The organism is Streptomyces drozdowiczii (assembly GCF_026167665.1).
GTDB lineage: Bacteria > Actinomycetota > Actinomycetes > Streptomycetales > Streptomycetaceae > Streptomyces > Streptomyces drozdowiczii_A.
This window is the reverse complement of the sequence record NZ_CP098740.1, coordinates 3,598,517-3,618,946: the sequence shown is the minus strand read 5'-3', so window position 1 is coordinate 3,618,946 and position 20,430 is coordinate 3,598,517. Positions and strand designations below refer to the sequence as shown.

The 20,430-nt window shown below is 73.2% G+C and carries 15 protein-coding genes and 1 pseudogene; 8 read left to right on the top strand and 8 right to left on the bottom strand.

The annotated features are described in order from the left end of the window. Nucleotides 1-19 precede the first annotated feature (19 nt). Together NEH16_RS16425 and NEH16_RS16420 are read left to right on the top strand one after the other, a co-directional pair. Nucleotides 20-910: a hypothetical protein gene (locus tag NEH16_RS16425; protein ID WP_073966555.1), complete on the top strand. Its 891-nt coding sequence runs from the start codon at nt 20-22 to the stop codon at nt 908-910. Nucleotides 911-953: 43 nt separating this feature from the next. Beyond that, the gene (locus tag NEH16_RS16420) at nt 954-1,907 is read left to right on the top strand and encodes an NADP-dependent oxidoreductase (protein ID WP_265543198.1); all 954 of its coding nucleotides are present in this window, start codon (nt 954-956) and stop codon (nt 1,905-1,907) included. Nucleotides 1,908-1,936: 29 nt separating this feature from the next. Here NEH16_RS16420 and NEH16_RS16415 read toward each other — a convergent pair whose 3' ends face one another. Further along, nucleotides 1,937-2,344: an RNA-binding S4 domain-containing protein gene (locus NEH16_RS16415; RefSeq protein WP_265543197.1), complete on the bottom strand. Its 408-nt coding sequence runs from the start codon at nt 2,342-2,344 to the stop codon at nt 1,937-1,939. 267 nt (nt 2,345-2,611) lie between these two features. Between NEH16_RS16415 and NEH16_RS16410 the strand changes: the two are divergent. After that, nucleotides 2,612-4,032 (top strand): annotated as a pseudogene (locus tag NEH16_RS16410) (VWA domain-containing protein). Here NEH16_RS16410 and NEH16_RS16405 read toward each other — a convergent pair. The 4 genes from NEH16_RS16405 to aspS form a co-directional block, all read right to left on the bottom strand. Beyond that, nucleotides 3,981-5,177, bottom strand: a complete 1,197-nt coding sequence (locus NEH16_RS16405) for a sensor histidine kinase (protein ID WP_265543195.1) — start codon at nt 5,175-5,177, stop codon at nt 3,981-3,983. The pseudogene NEH16_RS16410 and the gene NEH16_RS16405 overlap by 52 nt on opposite strands. Continuing rightward, nucleotides 5,174-5,827, bottom strand: coding sequence for a response regulator transcription factor (locus NEH16_RS16400; protein ID WP_073966851.1), 654 nt, complete (start codon nt 5,825-5,827; stop codon nt 5,174-5,176). Before NEH16_RS16400 ends, NEH16_RS16405 begins: the two co-directional genes overlap by 4 nt. A gap of 100 nt (nt 5,828-5,927) precedes the next feature. Further along, a complete protein-coding gene (locus NEH16_RS16395; protein ID WP_265543193.1) occupies nt 5,928-6,773 on the bottom strand; it encodes a L,D-transpeptidase family protein in 846 nt (281 codons plus the stop codon). Nucleotides 6,774-6,986: 213 nt separating this feature from the next. Beyond that, the gene (gene aspS / locus NEH16_RS16390) at nt 6,987-8,768 is read right to left on the bottom strand and encodes an aspartate--tRNA ligase (RefSeq protein WP_073966560.1); all 1,782 of its coding nucleotides are present in this window, start codon (nt 8,766-8,768) and stop codon (nt 6,987-6,989) included. A gap of 151 nt (nt 8,769-8,919) precedes the next feature. Here aspS and NEH16_RS16385 point away from each other — a divergent pair, with 151 nt between their 5' ends. Beyond that, a complete protein-coding gene (locus tag NEH16_RS16385) occupies nt 8,920-11,034 on the top strand; it encodes an ATP-binding SpoIIE family protein phosphatase (protein ID WP_265543191.1) in 2,115 nt (704 codons plus the stop codon). On the opposite strand, the gene NEH16_RS16380 is transcribed toward NEH16_RS16385, so the two are convergent. The 3 genes from NEH16_RS16380 to NEH16_RS16370 all read right to left on the bottom strand — a co-directional run bounded on the left by NEH16_RS16380 (nt 11,031) and on the right by NEH16_RS16370 (nt 13,736). Further along, nucleotides 11,031-12,089 carry an AI-2E family transporter gene (locus NEH16_RS16380; protein WP_073966562.1) on the bottom strand — a complete coding sequence of 353 codons (1,059 nt, stop codon included), beginning with the start codon at nt 12,087-12,089 and terminating at the stop codon, nt 11,031-11,033. The two genes, NEH16_RS16385 and NEH16_RS16380, sit on opposite strands and share 4 nt — an antisense overlap. Before the next feature lie 96 nt (nt 12,090-12,185). Continuing rightward, the gene (locus NEH16_RS16375) at nt 12,186-13,142 is read right to left on the bottom strand and encodes a pirin family protein (protein ID WP_073966563.1); all 957 of its coding nucleotides are present in this window, start codon (nt 13,140-13,142) and stop codon (nt 12,186-12,188) included. 153 nt (nt 13,143-13,295) lie between these two features. Continuing rightward, on the bottom strand, nt 13,296-13,736 hold the full coding sequence (locus NEH16_RS16370) for an SseB family protein (RefSeq protein WP_073966564.1): 441 nt from the start codon (nt 13,734-13,736) through the stop codon (nt 13,296-13,298). 148 nt (nt 13,737-13,884) lie between these two features. On the opposite strand from NEH16_RS16370, the gene NEH16_RS16365 reads away from it, so the two are divergent. From NEH16_RS16365 to NEH16_RS16350, 4 genes are all read left to right on the top strand, one after another. Continuing rightward, on the top strand, nt 13,885-15,711 hold the full coding sequence (locus tag NEH16_RS16365; RefSeq protein WP_073966565.1) for an acyl-CoA dehydrogenase: 1,827 nt from the start codon (nt 13,885-13,887) through the stop codon (nt 15,709-15,711). A 130-nt stretch (nt 15,712-15,841) separates the two neighbouring features. Next, a complete protein-coding gene (locus NEH16_RS16360) occupies nt 15,842-17,140 on the top strand; it encodes a M18 family aminopeptidase (RefSeq protein ID WP_265543187.1) in 1,299 nt (432 codons plus the stop codon). A gap of 112 nt (nt 17,141-17,252) precedes the next feature. Next, nucleotides 17,253-17,471 (top strand): DUF6458 family protein, encoded by a 219-nt coding sequence (locus NEH16_RS16355; RefSeq protein ID WP_073966566.1) that lies wholly within the window; start codon nt 17,253-17,255, stop codon nt 17,469-17,471. A 111-nt stretch (nt 17,472-17,582) separates the two neighbouring features. Continuing rightward, nucleotides 17,583-20,423, top strand: coding sequence for an AfsR/SARP family transcriptional regulator (locus NEH16_RS16350; RefSeq protein ID WP_265543185.1), 2,841 nt, complete (start codon nt 17,583-17,585; stop codon nt 20,421-20,423). Nucleotides 20,424-20,430: the final 7 nt, after the last annotated feature.

The following is a 20,430-nucleotide window of genomic DNA, read 5'->3' as shown; positions in this document are numbered from 1 at the left end:
TCCGGGATTCCCTGGAGGGGTGCGGACGTATTTCTCGGTGGCCCTGTCGGCGGTACTGCTGGTGCTGCTGGCCGTCCTGGTGCCGCTGAGCGCGCTGTCCGCCTGGGTCGACCTGGAGATCGACGACACGGACCGTTACGTCTCCGCCGTCGCTCCGCTCGCCGACGACCCGGACGTGCGGTCCACCGTCGCCGACCTGATCACCGACAACGCGATGAAGCAGATCGACGTCGGACCGCTCCAGAGCACCGTGCGCGACTTCCTCCACCAGGCCGTGGAGTCCTTCACCACCACGGAAGCCTTCCAGGACGCCTGGACCGCCGCCAACCGCACCGCGCACGAGACGGTCACCGCCGCGCTGGACGGGCAGAGCGGCGAGAGCGTCACGATCGACCTGGCGCCCGTGACGGAACAGGTGAAGCAGAACCTGGTGGACAACGGGGTGCCGTTCGCCGACCAGATCCCCGTCCAGCACACCGACATCCAGCTGGTCTCCGCCGACCGCGCCGACCAGCTGCGGCAGAGCTTCCGGTGGCTGCGCGCCGCGAGCGTGTGGCCGGCCGTCGGCACGGTCCTGTTCGCGCTGCTCGCCGTCGCGCTCGCCTGGCTGCGCGGCGGGCCAGGCCGCCGGGCCCGCGCCCTGGCCACGCTGTCCGGTACCGCCGTGGCCGGTGCGGGCTTCGCGCTCGGCGCGCTGGTGCTGCGCGGACTGCTCGCGCTGGCCCGCGACCGGGTGCTCGACGAGGTCCCGGACAGCGACACCGGCGCCGCCGCTGCCGTCTTCGACGCGCTGACCTCCTCGCTGCGCACCACGGTGTGGATCGTCTTCGGCCTGGGTCTGGCCGTCGCGGTGTGCGCGGTGGCGGCCCGGATCTGGGCCCAGCGGGTGCTGCCGGCCCCGGCGGAATGACGCGTCCGCTCCCGCCGGAGCGGCCCGACTGGGAGGTGTACGGATGCGAGCCATCGCCGTCAGCGCGCTGCGGGCCGACCCGGTGCTGGTCGAGCTGCCCAAGCCGGAGCCCCGGCCCGGCGAGGTCCGGGTGCGGGTCGAATACGCCTCGCTCAACCCGCTGGACTGGCAGGTCACGGACGGCTCCGCCGGTGGACTCGCCCCGGCGCCCCGGACCTTCCCGTTCGTCGTCGGCCTGGACTACGCGGGCCGCGTCGACATGATCGGCGGCGGCGAGAACCGCTTCCGGGTGGGCGACCCGGTCTTCGGCCGGGCGGCCGTGGCCGACGCGTGCGGCTCCTACGGGGAGTACCTGTGCGTGGAGCAGGACTCCGCCATCACCCTCGTCCCGCGCGGCCTCACCCCCCGGGCCGCCGCCGCGCTGCCGTCCGCCGGGATGGCCGCCGCCCAGATCCTGGAGGCGGTCGCCCTGCGCGGCCACGAGACCCTGCTGGTCGTCGGGGCGGCGGGCGGCGTCGGCTGCTGCCTGACCCAGCTCGCCCGGGCCCGCGACGTCCGGGTGATCGCGGCGGTGCGCGGTGACGAGCGGTCCAGAATGGGGTCGTTGGGCGCCGCCGCCTCGGTGGACCTGACGGACGGCCCGCCCGCCGACGCGCTGCGGAGGGCCTGCCCGGACGGCATCGACGCGCTGGCCGACCTGGCGTCGGCGGCCCCGGACGCGTTCGCGGCGCACGCGGCTGCGGCCCGGCCGGGCGGTGTCGCGCTCTCCACCCGGGGCGCCGCGGCCGGGGCCCGGCTGCCCGAGGGCGTCAGGGGCGTCGACTTCCGTCTCGACCCGAGCCCGGTCCTGCTGGACGTGCTGGCGGCGGGTGCGGCGGAGGGCATCCTGCGCGTGCCCGTCGACGCCGAAGTCCCGTTGGCGGATGCGCCGCTGGCCCTGGCGCGCAACCGGGCGGGCGGGGCGCGCGGCAAGACGGTGATCGTGCTGCGCGGCTGACGCGGGGCGTGACTGCCGTACGGGCGCGGCTACTCCGTGGGGCCGGGGCCCGTTCCGCGCAGCCGGTCCATCTCGCGGCGGTCCCGCTTCGTGGGCCGGCCCGCGCCCCGGTCGCGTACCGGGACCTGGATGGCGGCCTCGCGCGGCGGCGGGGGCGGGCTGTTGTCGACGAAGCACTCGGCGGCCACGGGCGGGCCCACCCGCTTCTTCACCAGCTTCGACACGACGACGACCCGGTCCCGGCCCGCGTGCCGGAGCCGTACCTCGTCGCCGACGCGCACCGACTGCGCGGGCTTGGCGCGTTCGCCCGCGACCTTCACATGACCCGCACGGCAGGCGGCAGCGGCCTGCGCCCGGGTCTTCGTGAGCCGGACCGACCAGATCCAGACATCGACCCGGACGCTGCCCTCCGCCTGCGGAGCCTCACCCGAAACCATGCGTCCGACTCTAGGCGGTGGGCCGGGACGGTACGCTCCCGCGTCAACTCGACGCCTACGCGGTGCAGGTGAAGTGGGGGCACGGTGAACGCCCCTACGGGGCCTCAGGACTCGGTCCGGGCTCGGTTCGCTCTCGGTTGTCCCACATGCGGGCCGTGCCGTCGAACGGCCTTATCCGGCCGCTAACCTTACGTATCCGCCCTGGCCAGGGATCAATTCCCGCAGTACGGACATTCATCGCACCCAACTCACGCGAAAGGCTCGCCCATGGGCATTCGGAGCTTGCTGCGCAAGGTGTTCGGCCGTGACCGCACGGAACAGGACGACCCGACGACGGCCACGGTCCCGCCCCAGGGCGCGCACGCGAGTGCCACGGAGCCGGAGCCGGACGAGGCACCCCTCAGGATCTCGGTGCCCGCCCCCGCGTCCTCGGACGAGGACACGGAGACGCCCTCGTCGGACGCCAAGGCGTCGGACCTGGTGGCCGCCGCCTTCGACAACCCGGCCACGCCCACGGTCCCGGCCCAGGGCAAGAGCCCGGACGCGGTGGCGCCGGAGGCGCCCGAGGCCCCGGTGACGGCCGCCGAGGCGGAGGCGCCCGAGCCGGAGGCGCCCGAGCCGGAGGCGCCCGAGCCGGAGGCGCCCGAGCCGGAGGCGCCCGAGCCGGAGGCGCCCGAACCGGTGGCGGACCCGAAGGCGTCGGAGGCCCCCGCGCCCGTCGTGGAGCCGGAGGCGCCGGAGGCCCCGAAGCCGGCCGCCGGGGCCATCGCGGAGCCCGAGCCCGTCGTGGCCTCGGAGACGCCCGAGCCCGAGCCGGTCGCGGCGAGCGGGACCCCGCAGCCGGAGCCGGTGGCCGAGCCCGAGCCGGTCGCGGAGACCCCCGCCCCCGTGGCGGAGCCGGAGCCGGTCGCCGAACCGGCCCCCGTCGCGCCCCCGGCGCCGGCCGTCGAGGCCACCGCGCCGATCATCATCGACATGGACCCGGAGCCCGAGGCGGCCCCGGCCGCCCCGGGCAAGCCCGCGCTCACCCTCGCCAAGGTCAAGGCGCGCGCGCCCGAGCTGGCGGGGGCGTACAAGGCGGCGCAGGCCGGGCTGAAGGCGCACGGGCTGACCGGGCTGCGCGCCACCGTCTACCTGGTCCTGGACCGCTCCGGCTCCATGCGCCCGTTCTACAAGGACGGCAGCGCCCAGCACCTGGGCGACCGCACGCTCGCGCTCGCCGCGCACCTGGACGAGAGCGCCACCGTGCGGGTCGTGTTCTTCTCGACCGACATCGACGGCACCGGCACGGTGGAGCTGGACGGCCACGAGGGCCGGATCGACGCCCTCAACGCGGGCCTCGGCCGGCTCGGCCGGACGAACTACCACCGCGCGGTCGAGGAGGTCGTCGCGCACTACGAGGCGTCCGGGTCGACCGGCCCCGCGCTGGTGGTCTTCCAGACGGACGGTCCCCCGGACGTCCGGCAGGCGGCCCGCCAGGCGATCGACGCGGCGGCCCGGCTGCCGCTGTTCTTCCAGTTCGTCGCGTTCGGCGAGACGGACTCCAAGGGCTTCGACTTCCTGCGGAAGCTGGACGCCCCGAACACCGGCTTCCTCCACGCGGGCCCCGCCCCCGCGAGGTCCCGGACGCCACGCTCTACCGCGAGCTGCTGGCCGCGCTCCCCGCATGGGTGGCCACGCGTTCCTGAGACGCCGGCAGACGGACGGTCACGGCGAGCCCGCCCCCGGGGCCCGGCACCGCCGTGACCGTACCGTCGTGGGCCAGCGCGATGGACCGCACGATCGACAGGCCGAGCCCGGAGCCCCGCCCCATCCGGTCCTTGCCCTCGCCCCGCCGGAACGGCTCGAACAGCCCGGGGATGTCCGCCGCGTCCACCACCGGCCCGGTGTTGCGGACCTCCAGCAGGACCCCGCCGCCGGCCGGGACGACCGACACGTCGACGCTTCCCCCGGGCACGTTGTACGTCACCGCGTTGGCCAGCAGGTTCGCCACCAGCTGGGCCAGCAGCAGCCGGTTCCCGCGCACCGGGCAGGGCCGGGTGTCGAGCCGGGCGCCCGGATGCCGGGCCGCCTCCTCCGCCACCACCCGGGCCAGGTCCACCGGTTCCCGCTCGCTCTTGTCGAGCCCCCGCTCGCTGCGGGCCAGGACGAGCAGCCCGTCGATGAGCCGTTCGCTGCGCCGGTTGTTGTCCAGCAGCGTCTGCCGGGTGCGGACCAGGTCCTCCGGCGTCGGATCGTCCAGGCCGACCTGGATCGCCGTGCGCTGGGTGGCCAGCGGGGTGCGCAGCTCGTGCGAGGCGTTGGCGATGAACCGGCGCTGGCTGTCGAAGGCCCGCTCCAGCCGGGCCAGCAGCGCGTCGAGCGTGTCGCCCAGCTCCTTCAGCTCGTCGTCGGGCCCGCTGGAGGCGATCCGCTCGTGGAGCGTGTGCGCGGAGAGCTTGCGCGCCTTGGCGGTCATGGCGTGGACGGGCCGCAGGACCCGGCCCGCCGTCCACCAGCCGACGCCCACCGCGCAGGCCGTCATCACCAGCAGCGCGGCGGCGGACCAGATGAGCAGCTGGTGGCCGGCCGCGTCGCTGACGTGGTCGGTGAGGTCGTAGACGGTCGGCGGCCCGAGCCGGTGGCGGCTGACGAGCGGACCGTTGACCGCGTACCCGGGCTGGACCACCACGGCGGTGTCCGCGATGGCCCGTGCCTGCGAGTCCGTACCGGCGCGGGAGGCCAGATTGACCGTGGCCAGCAGGGCCGTGCCGAGGACCAGGAAGACCCCGCCGTAGACGAGGGCGATGCGGGTCCTGATCGTGGAGTGCGGCAGCCGGGCCAGTCGCTTCACAGCGCGTACCCCACGCCCTGGACGGTACGGATCACGGCCGGTTCACCGAGCTTGCTCCGCAGCTTGCTCATGCAGACCCGGACGGCACCGGTGAAGGGGTCGGCGTTGGCGTCCCAGGCCCGTTCGAGCAGCTCCTCCGCGCTGACCGTCCCGCCGTCCGCCTCAAGGAGCAGCTGGAGCACGGTGAACTCCTTCGGGGACAGGTCCAGGTCCCGCCCGTCCCGGGTCGCCGAGCGCCGTACGGTGTCGAGCCGGATGCCGTACCGCTCCAGCTGCGGCGGCACGGGGCGGGCGCTGCGCCGCCGCAGGGCGCGTACGCGGGAGACCAGCTCGGGGAACTCGAAGGGCTTGCCGAGGTAGTCGTCGGCGCCCAGGTCGAGCCCGGCGACCCGGTCCTCCATGGAGCCGGCGGCCGTCAGCATCAGGATCCGGGTCCGGGAGCCGGAGGCGACGAGCCCGCGCGCCACGTCGTCGCCGTGCACCCGGGGCAGATCGCGGTCCAGGACGACCACGTCGTAGTCGTGCAGCCCCAGGTACGCCTGGGCGGCATCACCGCTGTACACCGTGTCGACGGCGAAGCCGGCGCGCCGCAGCCCGGTGGCGACCAGCTCCGCGAGGATTTCCTCGTCCTCGGCGACCAGTACCCGCATCGTGATGTCCCTCGCCTCGTGCATGCGTGTCCACTCCCTCCCAGGATGGGTCCTTGATACGGGAAGGGAGGTTTCGCAAAGCTCTCCGGCGGGGGCCGGTTCAGCGGCCCAGCGACTCCGCGTCGCCCATCACGATCACGGGCTCCATGGCCGGGTCGAGGGCGCCCAGGAGTTCCCTCATCCGGTCCTCGGTGACCGAGACACAGCCCTGGGTCGGCCCGCCGTGGTCCACATGCACCCAGATCCCGCCGCCGCGCTCCTCACCGAGGGGGCGGGTGTGGTCGAGCGGGGAGGTGCCGGGGAGGCGGTTGTAGTCGATGGCGACGACGTAGTCGAAGGAGCCCTCCAGCGGCTCGCCGTGGAACCCCTCGCCCGTCACGCGGAAGTCCGGGCTCAGGTCGTACGGGAGGGCCGTGTCCGGAGGCGCGAGGCGGCCGCCCGCCGCGGTCAGCGTGAAGACTCCGACCGGTGAGCGCAGATCGCCCTCCCAGTGCTCGTCGGTCCAGCCGTTGAGGGCGTTGTGGGCGGGCCAGGGGCCCAGCGTGGCCCGCCAGCCCGGCCCGGCGGGCCCGTCCCGGGTGTAGAGGACGGCGGTCGACCGGTTGGAGTCCACCGAGTCCCCGGTCACTACGAACGCCTGCCGGGCCGTGGCCGGGACCGCCGCCCGGGTCTTCGGCCCGAGGCCGGGCAGCTCCGTGGGCTGCGGCGAGGCGGCCGGCTCCGGCTCCACGGGTGTCCCCGGTGCCCCGGCGGCGGGGGCGGCGGCGGACGCGGCGGCCCCGGGCGGCCCCGGTACGCCGCTGATCCGTGCCTGCTCCGCGGCTCCACCGCTCGTCTCCGTACCGGCGAAGCCGCCCGCCCCGCAGCCGGCGATCAGCGCGAGCAGGACCAGGGAGCAGACGACGTGCGGCAGGCGCAGGGGCGCGCGCGAAGGGGGCACGGGCACGGAGGGCTCCTCAGCAGTGAATGCGCCGGTGTCGGCCCACCCAGTCATTGCCGCCCGCGTCACCCCCCAATCCGGGGCGGAGCCCATCCGGCCGTAGCCGTTCAGGTGATTCGTGTACTTAATCGGAACCGCTGAGGGCCCGTCACGCGAACAGCCCCCGGCCGGTGGCGGCCGGGGGCTGTTTCACGTGAAACCGCGAGACGCGGGGTGCGGTTACTTCTGCGCGTCCTTCGCCGGCGCGGCCGGCTTGCGGAGCTGGATGTTGAGCTCGCGGAGGCGGGTCTCCTCCAGGACGGTGGGCGCGCCCATCATCAGGTCCTGCGCGTTGCCGTTGAGCGGGAAGGCGATCGTCTCGCGGATGTTCGGCTCGTCGGCCAGCAGCATCACGATGCGGTCGACGCCCGGGGCGATGCCGCCGTGCGGCGGGGCGCCGAGGCGGAACGCCTTGAGCATGCCCGCGAACTCGCGCTCCACGGTCTCGCGGTCGTAGCCGGCGATCTCGAACGCCTTGATCATCAGCTCGGGCTCGTGGTTCCGGATGGCGCCGGAGGACAGCTCGATGCCGTTGCAGACGATGTCGTACTGCCAGGCGAGGATGTCCAGCGGGTCCTTCTCCTCCAGGTCCTTCAGGCCGCCCTGGGGCATCGAGAAGGGGTTGTGCGAGAAGTCGATCTTGCCGGTCTCCTCGTCCTTCTCGTACATCGGGAAGTCGACGACCCAGCAGAACCGGAAGACGCCCTCCTCGAAGTGGCCGGCCCGCTTGGCGGCCTCGACGCGGACGGCGGACATGATCTTGGAGACCTCGTCGAACTCGCCGGCGCCGAAGAAGACGGCGTGGCCCGGGACGAGCGAAAGGCGCTCGGTGAGCGTCTTGACGTCGGTCTCGGTGAGGAACTTGGCGATCGGGCCGGCCAGCGTGCCGTCCTCGCCGACGCGGACCCAGGCGAGGCCCTTGGCACCCTGCTGCACGGCGTAGTCGCCGAGGCCGTCGAAGAACTTACGGGACTGGCCCGCCGTGTCCGGCACCGGAAGGGCACGGACGTGCTTGCCGGCGAACGCCTTGAACTCCGAGTCCGCGAAGACGTCGGAGATGTCGACCAGCTCCAGCTTGGCGCGCAGGTCCGGCTTGTCGTTGCCGTACTTCAGCATCGACTCGCGGAACGGGATGCGCGGGAACGGCGAGGTGACGTGGCGGCCGTTGCCGAACTCCTCGAACAGCTCGGTCATCAGCTTCTCGATCGGCTGGAAGACGTCCTCCTGCTCCACGAAGGACATCTCGACGTCGAGCTGGTAGAACTCGCCGGGCGAACGGTCGGCGCGGGCGTCCTCGTCGCGGAAGCAGGGCGCGATCTGGAAGTAGCGGTCGAAGCCCGAGATCATCAGCAGCTGCTTGAACTGCTGCGGGGCCTGCGGCAGCGCGTAGAACTTGCCGGGGTTCAGCCGGGACGGGACGACGAAGTCACGGGCGCCCTCGGGGGAGGTCGCGGTGAGGATCGGCGTGGCCATCTCGTTGAAGCCGAGGGCGACCATCTTGGAGCGGATCGCGGCGATCACGGCGGAGCGCAGCATGATGTTGCGGTGCATGCGCTCGCGGCGCAGGTCCAGGAAGCGGTACTCCAGGCGCCGCTCCTCGTTCACGCCGTCCTCGGCGTTGATCGTGAAGGGCAGCGGGCCGGCCTCGCCCAGCACCTCGACCTCGGAGACCTCGATCTCGATCTCGCCGGTCGGCAGGTCCGGGTTGACGTTCTCGGCGCCGCGCGCGGAGACCTTGCCGTCGATCCGGACGACGGTCTCCTTGGTGAGCTTCGCCAGGGCCTCGTTGCCCGGCGTACCGGGGCGGGCGACGAGCTGCACGAGACCGTAGTGGTCGCGCAGATCGATGAAGAGGATGCCGCCCAGGTCTCGGCGATTGTGCAGCCAGCCGCTCAGCCGGACGTCGGTGCCGACGTCAGAGGCGCGGAGCTCGCCGCAGGTGTGGGACCTGTACCGATGCATCGTCGTTCATCCAGTCTTCGCGGTTGGGGGAGATTCAGCCCTCCCAGGCTACCGCCCGCGACCGGAGCGTTTCATTGTCATTGCCCGCGCCAAGATCGTCCGGGGACCGGCACCCGTGCCCTCGCCGCGCATGCCGGTTTAAAGTGGGGCAATGCGCACCGAGGATGTGCTGGCCGCGACCGCGACCGGGCTGTGGCGCTGGGACAACGGAGCCGGGACGGTCACGCTCGACGCGGAGGCCGCCCGTCTCCTGGAGCTGCCCGCCGAGCCCGGCGTCTTCCGCGAATCGGAGGTCCGCTCCCGCTTCCACCCCGTCGACTGGAACGAGATCGCCGGGGTGATCGGCCTTGCCGTGGCGGAGGGCACCCTGGCCGAGGCCCGGCTGCGCATCGTGGACGGCAGCGGCCGGGTCCTGCGCACCGTGCGCAGCCGCTCCAAGCCGGTCCCGGCCGGCGAGGGCCGCGAGGACTACGTGCTCATCGGCACCCTCCAGGAGGTGGCCGAGCCCCCGCCGGGCACGGCCGGTACGCACACCGCGATCACCGGCGACTGGCGGCGCTCCCGCGAGGCGTTCCTGCTGGACGCGGGGCGGGCCCTGGCGGAGGCCGGGTCGACCACGGAGGTGCTGCGGGTCGCCTATTCGCTCTCCATGCCCGGGTTCTCGCCGGACGGCCTGGCGGTCTTCGGCGTCGAGGGCGAGCGGCTGACGGTCGTCGGGCAGCACGGGCACTCCCTCAGCGACGAGGGTCCCTTCACCGACATGCCGCTGGACACGGACTACCCGGCCACCGAGGTCGTCCGGACGGGCCGCGCGATCTATCTGCCGACGCCGGAGGAGTACCGCGCCCGCTACCCCGCCACCTGGCCGCTGGCCCGGCGGTTCGGGCGCCGCTCCTGGGCCTTCCTGCCGCTGATCGTGGCCGGGCGCACGATAGGGACCTGGATGGCCGGCTTCCGGCACCCGGTGGCGTTCTCGCCGGACGAGCGGTCGGTGCTGACGACCGTGGCCCGGATGCTCGCCCAGGCGCTGGCCCGGGCGGGCGCGGCGGACACGGAGCGGGAGCTGTCGCTGGGCCTCCAGCGCACGATGATGCCCTCGCTCGGCCCGGGCATCCCGGGGATGACCGTGGCGGCGCGCTATGTGCCGACCGGCGGCGGCCTCCAGATCGGCGGCGACTGGTACGACCTGATCCCGCTGCCCAGCGGCCGCATCGCCCTCGTGATCGGCGACGTCCAGGGCCATGACGTGCGGGCGGCGGGCCTCATGGGCCAGCTCCGGATCGCGCTGCGCGCGTACGCCTCCGAGGGGCACCGCCCCGACGCGGTGCTGGCCCGCGCCTCGCGCTTCCTCTCCGGCCTCACCGACCCGGGCGAGGACGACGACTCGACGGCCGCGCGCTTCGCGACCTGCCTGTACGCGGAGGCGGACCCGGAGACCGGTGTGCTGGACATCGCGCGGGCGGGCCACCCGGACCCGGTGGTGATGACCGCCGACGGCACCGCGGTCATCCGGCAGACCGAGGGCGGGCTGCCGCTGGGCGTCGAGGCGGACGCGGACTATCCGACGACCCGGATCGTGCTGGAGGCCGGGGAAACGATCATGCTCTGCACGGATGGGCTGATCGAGACGGGCGGCCACGACCTGGCCACCGGCTGGGTCCGGCTCCGGCCGATCCTGGAACGGCACACCGGCGACCTGGAGAAGCTGGCGGACGCCCTGGTGCAGGCGGTGCACGGGCCGGGCTCGCACTACACGACCGGGCCGCTCGCGGACCGGCGCGAGGACGACGTCGCGGTGCTGCTGCTGCGGCGCGAGGGCTCCCTCACCTCCCCGCCCGCGCCCCGGCGGACCGCGCTGTCCATCGCCCAGGCCGAACCGGAGCGGATCTCCACGGCCCGGCAGCTGCTGCGGGAGCTGCTGCACGACTGGGCGGACCCGGACCAGGTCGACGCGGCGGTGCTGCTGCTCTCCGAGGTCGCCACGAACGTCCTGGTGCACACGGACGGGGACGCGCTGATGGTCGCCCAGGCGACCGGGACGCCGGGGAAGCGCTGTCTGCGGGTCGACGTGTCCGACGGCAGCGACGAGCTGCCGCACAAGCGGCGGCCCGGCGAGATGGCCTCCAGCGGCCGGGGCCTGGTGCTGATGGAGATGCTCGCGCACAAGTGGGGGGTCGATCCGCAGGGTGCGGGCAAGTCGATCTGGTTCGAGCTGAACGAGGCCGAGCACCCGGAACCGGCCTTCCCCGACCTGGATCTGGACTAGGCGCCGTCCTCCAGCCCGACGCGCCCCTTGCGGAGTTCGCCGATGATGCCGAAGGCCGCCGCGCAGAGCGGGACCGCGAGCAGCATCCCGAGGATGCCCGCGACGCTCGCGCCCGCCGTCAGGGCGATGAGGATCATCGCGGGGTGCATCTGGACCGTACGGCTCTGGATCATCGGCTGGAGGATGTGGCCCTCCAGCACCTGGACGGCGAGGACCACGCCGAGCGCCCAGAGCGCGATCGCGAACCCCCGGTCCGCGAGGGCCACCAGCACGGCGACGGCCCCGGAGATGAACGCCCCGAGGTACGGGATGTAGGCGCCGACCAGCACCAGCGCCCCGAGCCCCACCGCGCCCGGCACCCGCAGGATCAGCAGCCCGACCGTGATGCAGACGGCGTCGATCAGGGCGATGAGCGTCGTGCCGCGCATGAAGCCCTGGACGGCCTCGAAGGCCCGCCGGCCCATCGCCTCGACCATGTCGCCGGTGCCGCGCGGCGCGAGGGAGTGCGCGAGGTGCGCGGCCCGGTCCGCGTCGCGCAGGAAGAAGAAGGTCAGCAGCAGCGCCAGGACGCTGGTCGCGACGAGGGAGCCGAGGAGGCTGAGTCCGGTCAGGAGCCCGCCCGCGGCGGTCGCGCCGAACTTCTCGACCAGCTTGCGGCCGCTGGCCTCCAGGTCGTTCACATCGATGTCGTCCGCGACCTGGAAGTGGTCGACCACCCACTGCCCGGCGTCCTTCAGCGACTGGACGATCTGGTCACCGGTCTCGACCAGCGCGGCGACGACGATGTAGCCGGCGCCGCCGACCACGGCGAGCAGCACCGCGCAGGTGACCGCGGCGGCCAGCGAGCGGTTGACGCCGTGGGAGGTCATCCGGCGGTGGACGGGGCCGAGCAGCGCCGTACCGAGCAGGGCGAGCAGCACGGGTGTGACGGCGGTCTTGAAGACGATGCACAGCCAGACGGCGACGGCGGCGACACCGGTGACCAGCAGGACGACACCGCACCAGGCGGCGGTCCGCCGGGCGCCCTCGGGCAGGAGTGGCTTCGGGGTCTGCACCCTGCCAGCCGATCACGGCCGGGCGGCGGTGTCCCGCCCGCGCCGCCGTACGAGTGACGGAGCGTCACACACCGGCGGCGGGGGCGGGAGGGCGGGTCACATGCCGTGGACGGCGGGGACGGTGCCGAGGCGGCCGGCCTGGAAGTCCTCGAAGGCCTGCTTCAGTTCGGCCTGGCTGTTCATCACGAACGGCCCGTAGTGCGCCATCGGCTCGCGGATCGGACGGCCGCCGAGCAGGACGACCTCCAGGTCCGGGGTGTTGCCGTCCTGCTTCTCGTCGGCGCGCACGGTCAGCGAGGAGCCGGCGCCGAAGACGGCGGTCTGGCCCATGTGGACCGGGCGGCGCTCCGCACCGGCGGTGCCGCGCCCGGCGAGCACGTACGCGAGGCCGTTGAAGTCCTCGCGCCAGGGCAGTGTCACCTCGGCGCCGGGGCGCACGGTGGCGTGGATCATCGTGATGGGGGTGTGCGTGATGCCGGGGCCCTCGTGGCCGTCCAGCTCACCGGCGATCACCCGGAGCAGCGCGCCGCCGTCCGGGGACGCGAGCAGCTGGACCTGGCCGCCGCGGATGTCCTGGTAGCGCGGGGCCATCATCTTGTCGGCCTTCGGCAGGTTCACCCAGAGCTGGAGGCCGTGGAAGAGGCCGCCGGACATGACCAGGGACTCCGGCGGCGCCTCGATGTGCAGGAGCCCGGACCCGGCGGTCATCCACTGGGTGTCGCCGTTGCCGATGGTGCCGCCGCCACCGTGGGAGTCCTGGTGGATGAAGCTGCCGTCGATCAGATAGGTGACGGTCTCGAAGCCGCGGTGCGGGTGCCAGGGCGTGCCCTTCGGCTCGCCCGCCGCGTACTCCACCTCACCCATCTGGTCCATCATGATGAACGGGTCGAGGTACTTGTAGTTGATCCCCGCGAAGGCGCGGCGGACCGGGAAGCCCTCGCCCTCGAAGCCGCTCGGCGCCGTGGTCACGGCGAGCACGGGACGGGCCGCGGCGTCGCCGGAAGCGGCCACCTTGGGCAGGGTCAGCGGGTTCTCGACGGTCACTGCGGGCATGGGAGCCACCTCCGGGGGACGGTACTGCCATCAATTTAGTTGAACGGTGAACATCTTGCAAGGCGCCCCCATTCCCGCGCGCCCCCGGACAGCCGGAAGGGGCCCGTACCGAGAGCGGTACGGGCCCCTTCCGGAAGCTTCGAGCGACGATGTCTAGCCGTACATGCGGCGCATAGCGAAGTCGACCATCTGCTCGACGGCCTTGGCGTCGAAGACCATCCGGTGCTCGCCCTCCATGTCCAGGACGAAGCCGTAGCCGGTGGGCAGCAGGTCGATCACCTCGGCGCCGGTGATCACGAAGTACTTGGAGTCCTTGCCCGCGTACCGCCGCAGCTCCTTGAGCGTGGTGAACATCGGGATCACCGGCTGCTGGGTGTTGTGCAGCGCGAGGAAGCCCGGGTTGTCGCCGCGCGGGCAGTAGACCTTCGAGGTCGCGAAGATCTGCTGGAAGTCCTCGGCGGCCAGCGAGCCGGTCGTGAAGGCCCGTACCGCGTCACCCAGCGACGGCGGCGAGGGTTCGGGGTACAGCGGCTGCTCGCCGTAGCCGCCCCCCATCGGCTGCTGCGCGCCCTGGTTCTGGTCGTAGCCGTACATGGAACAAAGAGTAATCGGCCACATCCGGGGCTCAGGGGGTTGCGTCTTATTACTGACGGGTAGCATCATCGGAGAGGTCACCTGATAGGTCCGGGCCACCCCTCCACGGGGCGCTGCGCGCCACTGCTATTGATTACGGAGCCTTCCCATGGGGCACTACAAGTCGAATCTCCGCGACATCGAGTTCAACCTCTTCGAGGTCCTCGGGCGCGACAAGCTGTACGGCACCGGACCGTTCACGGAGATGGACGTCGACACCGCGAAGAGCATCCTCGAGGAGGTCGCCCGCCTCGCCGAGAACGAGCTCGCCGACTCCTACGCGGACGCCGACCGCAACCCGCCGGTCTTCGACCCGGAGACCAACACCGCGCCGGTCCCCGACACGTTCAAGAAGTCGTACCAGGCGTTCATGGAGTCCGAGTACTGGCGCCTGGGCCTGCCGGAGGAGATCGGCGGCACCACCTCGCCCCGCTCCCTGATCTGGGGTTACGCGGAGCTGCTGCTCGGCTCCAACCCGGCCGTCTGGATGTACTCCTCGGGCCCGGCGTTCGCCGGCATCCTCTTCGAGGAGGGCAACGAGGCGCAGAAGAAGGTCGCCGAGATCGCCGTCGAGAAGCAGTGGGGCTCGACGATGGTGCTGACCGAGCCGGACGCCGGCTCCGACGTCGGCGCCGGCCGCACCAAGGCCGTCGAGCAGGAGGACGGCTCCTGGCACATCGAGGGCGTGAAGCGCTTCATCACCTCGGGCGAGCACGACATGTCGGAGAACATCCTCCACTACGTGCTGGCGCGCCCCGAGGGCGCGGGCCCGGGCACCAAGGGCCTCTCCCTCTTCCTGGTCCCGAAGTACCACTTCGACTGGACCACCGGCGAGCTGGGCGAGCGCAACGGCGTGTACGCGACGAACGTCGAGCACAAGATGGGCCTCAAGGCGTCCAACACCTGCGAGATGACGTTCGGCGACCGCCACCCCGCCAAGGGCTGGCTCATCGGCGACAAGCACGACGGCATCCGCCAGATGTTCCGCATCATCGAGTTCGCCCGCATGATGGTCGGCACGAAGGCCATCGCCACGCTCTCCACGGGCTACCTGAACGCGCTGGAGTACGCCAAGGAGCGCGTCCAGGGCACCGACCTGTCGCAGTTCATGGACAAGGCCGCGCCGAAGGTCACCATCACGCACCACCCCGACGTGCGCCGCTCGCTGATGACGCAGAAGGCGTACGCGGAGGGCATGCGCGCCCTCGTTCTCTACACGGCCTCCGTCCAGGACGCGATCCAGGAGAAGGAGGCCGCGGGCGAGGACGCCAAGGCGCTGCACGGCCTCAACGACCTGCTCCTCCCGATCGTCAAGGGCTACGGCTCCGAGAAGTCGTACGAGCAGCTGGCGCAGTCGCTCCAGACGTTCGGCGGCTCCGGGTACCTCCAGGAGTACCCGGTCGAGCAGTACATCCGCGACGCCAAGATCGACACCCTGTACGAGGGCACCACGGCCATCCAGGGCCAGGACTTCTTCTTCCGGAAGATCGTCCGCGACCAGGGCGCCTCGCTCAACGCGCTCTCCGAGGAGATCAAGAAGTTCCTCGCGGGCGCCCAGGACCACGAGGAGCTGTCCGGCGCGCTGGACAGCCTCGCGAAGGCCGCGGTGGACCTGGAGGCGATCGTCGGCACGATGATCACCGACCTCACCGCGACCGGCGAGGACGTCAAGAACATCTACAAGGTGGGCCTCAACACCACCCGCCTGCTGCTGGCCTCCGGCGACGTCGTCGTCGGCTACCTGCTGCTCAAGGGCGCGGCCGTGGCCGCCGAGAAGCTGCCGACGGCCTCCGCGAAGGACGTCCCCTTCTACCAGGGCAAGATCGCCGCCGCGAAGTTCTTCGCCGCGAACGTCCTCCCGGGCGTCGGCGCCGAGCGCGCGCTCGCCGAGTCCGTCGACAACTCCCTGATGGAGCTGGACGAGGCGGCCTTCTAGGAGCCGTACCGCACGTCTGCCGGCCGCCGTCCCCGGATCCGTCTTCCGGGGACGGCGGCCGCATGATGGGCGCGGTGGGCCGGGGGGCGACAGGGAATCCTTTCGGCCACGTCTGGCTACAGTGAAGAACATGAGTTCCTCCCTCCGCTTCGACCGCGGGCACACCGACGATCTGATGGCCTTCCTGATGGCCTCGCCCTCCCCGTACCACGCCGTGGCCACCGCCGCCGCCCGGCTGGAGAAGGCCGGATTCCGGCAGGTGGAGGAGACAGCGGCGTGGGACGGGACCACCGGCGGCAAGTACGTCCTGCGCGGTGGCGCGATCGTCGCCTGGTACGTGCCGGAGGGCGCCGGGGCGCACACCCCGTTCCGGATCGCCGGCGCGCACACCGACTCGCCGAACCTGCGGGTCAAGCCGCTGCCGGACACCGGTGCGTACGGCTGGCGCCAGATCGCCGTGGAGGTCTACGGCGGCACCCTGCTCAACACCTGGCTGGATCGCGACCTCGGTCTCGCCGGCCGGATCTCGCTGCGCGACGGTACGGACCGGCTGGTTTCGATCGACCGGCCGCTGCTGCGCGTGCCGCAGCTCGCCGTGCACCTGGACCGGTCGGCCAACACCGACGGGCTCAAGCTGGACCGGCAGAAGCACATGCAGCCGATCTGGGGGCTCGGGGACGTCGAGGAGGGCGACCTCATCCGGTTCGTCGCCGAGGAGGCGGGCGTCGACGCCGAGGACATCACCGGCTGGGACCTGATGCCGCACCCCGTCGAGCCGCCGGCCTACCTGGGCCGCGACCGCGAGCTGCTGGCCGGGCCGCGCATGGACAACCTGCTCTCGGTGCACGCGGCGACCGCCGCGCTCGCCGCCGTCGCCGGACAGCCCGACTCCGAGCTGCCGTACATCCCGGTGATGGCCGCCTTCGACCACGAGGAGAACGGCTCGCAGTCGGACACCGGCGCGGACGGGCCGCTGCTCGGCACGGTCCTGGAGCGCTCGGTCTTCGCCCGGGGCGGCACTTACGAGGACCGCGCCCGCGCCTTCGCCGGCACGGTCTGCCTCTCCTCCGACACCGGGCACGCGATCCACCCGAACTACGCGGAGCGCCACGACCCCACGCACCACCCGGTCGTCAACGGCGGACCGATCCTCAAGGTCAACGTCAACATGCGGTACGCCACCGACGGCGGCGGCCGGTCCGTGTTCGCCGCGGCCTGCGAGAAGGCGGGCGTGCCGTGGCAGGCGTTCGTCTCCAACAACGCGATGCCCTGCGGCACGACGATCGGCCCGATCACCGCCGCCCGGCACGGCATCAAGACCGTCGACATCGGCGTCGCCATCCTGTCCATGCACAGCGCCCGCGAGCTGTGCGGCGCGGACGACCCGTACCTGCTGGCGAACGCGCTGGCGGCGTTCCTGACGGGCTGATCCCCGGGGCGGGAGGCCGCGTCAACCTCCCGCCCAGGCATGCTCGTTGCCGGGCCGGGTACGCGCTCCGTACACGGCCCGGAGGCCCCGGGCCGCCTAGGAGGCGGAACTCATGGGACTCGGCGGATGCATTCTCCTCATCGGGGTGGGGGCCATCCTGGCCTTCGCGACCGATTGGCACATGGACAGCGTCAACGTCGACCTGGTCGGCTGGATCATGATGATCGTCGGCGTGATCGGCGTCTTCGTCTACGCGAGCGTCATCCGGCGCCGCCGCATGGTCGTGCCGCCCACCACGACGGTCGTGTCCGACGACGAACGGCACCTGTGACCGGGGGCGATCCGGCCACACCCCCGGAACACCACGGCGGAATCCCCGATATTCTGGGCACTTGTCCGTGACCCGGAACCGGGCGCGTCAGACCCCGAAGGGGAGCCGCTCGTGGAGTTCCGGCTGCTCGGCACCGTCTGCGTCGACACGCTGACCGGGCCGCTGCCCCTCGGCCCCGCCAAGCGCCGCAGCCTGCTCGCCGCCCTGCTGCTGCACGCCAACACCCCCGTGTCGATGGCACGGCTGACCGACTGCCTGTGGGACGAGGAGCCGCCGCTCCACGCCCGCACGGTCATCCAGGGCCATGTCTCCCGGCTGCGCGCCCTGTTGGTCGGCGCGGACGCGCGGGCGTACGGGGTCGAGCTGGCGACGCTCGGCGACGCGTACGTCCTCCGGGCGCCCGAAACCCTGCTGGACTCCCAGCGGTTCGAGGAACTGCTGATGCTGGCCCGCGAGCAGCGGGAACCCGCCGACACGGTGCTGATGCTGAAGGAGGCCCTGTCGCTCTGGCAGGGGCCCGCCCTCACCGGCACCTTCGCGAGCGCCCCGCTCCAGGCGGCCGCCCACGCGCTGGAGGAGTCCCGCCTCTCGACGGTCGAGCAGCTGGCCGGTGCCTACGGGGAGCTGGGCGAACACCACCGCGCGGCGGCGGTCCTCCGCGCGGAGGCCGTCGCCCATCCCCTGCGCGAATCCCTGGCGGCGGCCCTGATGACCGCCCTGCACCGCTCGGGCCGCCAGTCCGAGGCCCTGGACTGCTTCCACCGCACCCGCCGCCTGCTCGCGGACGAACTGGGCATCGACCCGGGCCGCGAACTGGCGGACGCGTACGCGCGCGTTCTGCGCGGGGAGGGCGGGCCCGGCGGACCCGTCGCCCCGGAGCACGCCGCCGGGGCCGGTTCACCGCTGTCCGGTGCCGCATCCACCCGCGCCCGTCCCGGCGCGGCGCCCGGCGGACCGCAGTCGTTCGCCGGAACCGGCGCCGCGCGGGCCGTCCTGCCGGCGCAGGTGCCGCCCTCCCCGTACACCGCCGGAGGCGTACCCGCCGATCTGCTGCCGCGCGCGCCGCGCGGGTTCCACGGGCGGGGGGCCGAGCTGACCGCGTTGTCGCGGGCGGCGGCCGGGGAGGCGCCCGTGTGCCTGGTCACCGGTCCTGCCGGGGTCGGGAAGACCGCGCTGGCCCTCCACTGGGCGCGCCGGTCCCCCGCCGCCTTCCCGGACGGGCGGCTGTTCGCGGATCTGCGCGGGTTCGGGGAGACCGGCGAACCGACCCCGCTCGAAGTGCTGCGGGAGTTCCTGCTCGCGCTCGGCGTCGCGCCCCGCCGGGTGCCGGAGTCCGTGTCCGGCGCGGCGGCGCTGTTCCGCTCGCTCACCGACCGGCTCAGCCTCCTCGTCGTGCTGGACAACGCCCGGGACTCCGGGCAGGTCAGGCCGTTGCTGCCGGGCGGCGCGGACTGCGTCACGCTGGTCACCAGCCGGCACCGGCTCGACGGGCTGATCGCCTCGGACGCGGCCGTACCGGTCCCGGTGGACATACTGGAACCGACGGACGGCACCGCGCTGCTGGCCGGGGTGCTGGGCGAGGAACGGGTCCTCGCGGAACCGGTGGCGGCCCGGCGGCTCGCAGAACTCTGCGGCGGACTGCCCCTCGCGCTGCGGGTGACGGCGGCCCGGCTGGCGGGCCGCCCGCAGTGGACGCTGGCCGCCATGGCCGACGAACTCGCCGACGAGCGCAGCCGGCTGTCCTATCTGGACGTGGAGGACACCGGCGTCTCCGCCGCCCTGCGGCTCACCGTGCAGCAGCTGCCGCCGGACGCCGTCCACCACCTGGGCCGGCTCGGCCACCACCCGGGCAGCCACTTCGACCCGTACACCGCCGCCGCGCTCGCCGGCAGCGACCCGGTCACCGCGGGAGCCGCGCTGGAACGGCTGGCCGCCGCCCATCTGGTCACGGAGGCCGGCCCCGGGCGCTGGATACTGCACGACCTGGTGCGGCTGTACGCGCGGGGGCTCGACCCGGCGGGGGCGCCGGACGCGCTCATCGGGGTGCTGGACCACTACATCGCGACCGCGCTCGCCGCCGCCGACACGGCGGAACCGGGCGGCGAACCCTGCTTCGTGCTGCCCGACGACTTCCACGCGCCCACCGCGACCCGGGACTTCACGGACCGGGCGGAGGCGATGAGCTGGCTGGCCGCCGAGCGCGAGGACCTGACCCTGGCGGCCGCCGCGGCCCGGGCCGCCGGGCTGGACGACCGGGCGTGGCGGATCATCCTGCTCCAGTGGCCGCACGTCGTCTGGCGGGTCCGGGACGGCTGGGTCCCGATGCTGGAACTCGCCCTGGCGGCGGCCGTCGCCCGCGAGGACCCGTACGCCGAGTCCCGGGTCCGCAATCTGCTCGGCTGGGTCCTGACGGAAGAGGGCAGGACCGGTGAGGCGGTCGCCACGCTGGAGCCCTCGCCCGGACTCGCCCGGCAGGCCGGGGACCGGCTCGGCGAGGCGACGGCGCTGATCAACCTGGCCATCGTCCAGGCCGAGCAGGGCGGCCTGGACGTGGCGATGGAGGGCTGCGAGCGGGCCCTCGCGCTGGCCAGGAAGGAGCCCGACGCGCACACCGAGATGCTCGCGCTCCAGCACCTGGCCCGGATGCAGCTGACGGCGGGACGCCCGAGGGACGCCCTGGACTCCGCCCGGACCGCCTTCGACCTGGGCCCGGAGCACGAGGAGGCGGCCCGCCGGGTGCTGCTGCTGTCCGTCAGCGGCGAGGCCCGCCTCGCCCTGGGCGCGGAGGAGGAGGGCATCCGGCTCCTGGACGAGGCGGCCACGGAGGCGGAGCGCGCCGACTACGACGAGGGCGCGGTCCGGGCCCTGGAGGCGCTGCTCCGGGTGACGGCGAGCCCGGACCACGTACGCCGCCACACCGAGGCGACCCGCCGCCTGACGGCGGACGGCTGAGGCGGAC

Excerpts from the sequence above, each read along its gene's own strand:
- NEH16_RS16400 (WP_073966851.1), bottom strand. The coding sequence starts at position 5,827 with ATGCGGGTACTGGTCGCCGAGGACGAGGAAATCCTCGCGGAGCTGGTC.
- NEH16_RS16365 (WP_073966565.1), top strand. The coding sequence starts at position 13,885 with ATGGGGCACTACAAGTCGAATCTCCGCGACATCGAGTTCAACCTCTTC.
- NEH16_RS16420 (WP_265543198.1), top strand. The coding sequence starts at position 954 with ATGCGAGCCATCGCCGTCAGCGCGCTGCGGGCCGACCCGGTGCTGGTC.
- aspS (WP_073966560.1), bottom strand. The coding sequence starts at position 8,768 with ATGCATCGGTACAGGTCCCACACCTGCGGCGAGCTCCGCGCCTCTGAC.
- NEH16_RS16415 (WP_265543197.1), bottom strand. The coding sequence starts at position 2,344 with ATGGTTTCGGGTGAGGCTCCGCAGGCGGAGGGCAGCGTCCGGGTCGAT.
- NEH16_RS16370 (WP_073966564.1), bottom strand. The coding sequence starts at position 13,736 with ATGTACGGCTACGACCAGAACCAGGGCGCGCAGCAGCCGATGGGGGGC.
- NEH16_RS16375 (WP_073966563.1), bottom strand. The coding sequence starts at position 13,142 with ATGCCCGCAGTGACCGTCGAGAACCCGCTGACCCTGCCCAAGGTGGCC.
- NEH16_RS16385 (WP_265543191.1), top strand. The coding sequence starts at position 8,920 with ATGCGCACCGAGGATGTGCTGGCCGCGACCGCGACCGGGCTGTGGCGC.
- NEH16_RS16360 (WP_265543187.1), top strand. The coding sequence starts at position 15,842 with ATGAGTTCCTCCCTCCGCTTCGACCGCGGGCACACCGACGATCTGATG.
- NEH16_RS16355 (WP_073966566.1), top strand. The coding sequence starts at position 17,253 with ATGGGACTCGGCGGATGCATTCTCCTCATCGGGGTGGGGGCCATCCTG.